Source organism: Acinetobacter sp. 102 (assembly GCF_037028485.1).
Taxonomy (GTDB): Bacteria; Pseudomonadota; Gammaproteobacteria; order Pseudomonadales; family Moraxellaceae; genus Acinetobacter; species Acinetobacter higginsii.
The window spans coordinates 1-602 of record NZ_JAZEZK010000068.1; the positions used below are offsets into that span (position 1 = coordinate 1).

At 45.2% G+C, this 602-nt stretch carries 1 pseudogene; it reads left to right on the top strand.

The features are described 5' to 3' along the window. Positions 1-602 (top strand): annotated as a pseudogene (locus WA352_RS21765) (hypothetical protein); the annotation flags it as partial.

The following is a 602-nucleotide window of genomic DNA, read 5'->3' on the forward strand; positions in this document are numbered from 1 at the left end:
CAATTGAATGAAGTTCAGCAAATTGCCAATAAGGGTTGGAACCTCACCACCAATAAGAATGCTGCAAGTAAGAGCAATGTTGCACCTGACGGTACTGTAGATATTTCCAATGCAGACAGTAACCTTGTGATCAGCAACCAAGGCAATAATGTGGATATCCGTCTCGCCAATCAAGTCACGATTGGATCAGGCGCAGGCAGCAACCCTGTAACGGTGAATGGTGTCACAGGTCGAATCAATGGCTTGACCAATACTACATGGGACCCGAACGCAACTTATAACAGTAAACAAGCCGCGACCGAGGAACAGTTAAAGTCAGTCAGCGATGTTGCACAGAATGCCAACAAGGGCTGGAATGTAAAATCAGACAGTAATTTGGCTGCGACACAAGTGAAGCCGACAGATACGGTAGATATTGGCTTAGCCACAGGCGAAACTAATCTTAAATCAACTGCGGTGAATGATGGCAAAGGCACCACCACCATTGATTTTAGTTTAAGCAAGGATTTGAATATTGATACGGTCACTGCAGGTACAGGAACAAATAAAACTGTGCTGAGTCAGACGGGCGTGACTATTGACAATGGAACGACTCAAACGCA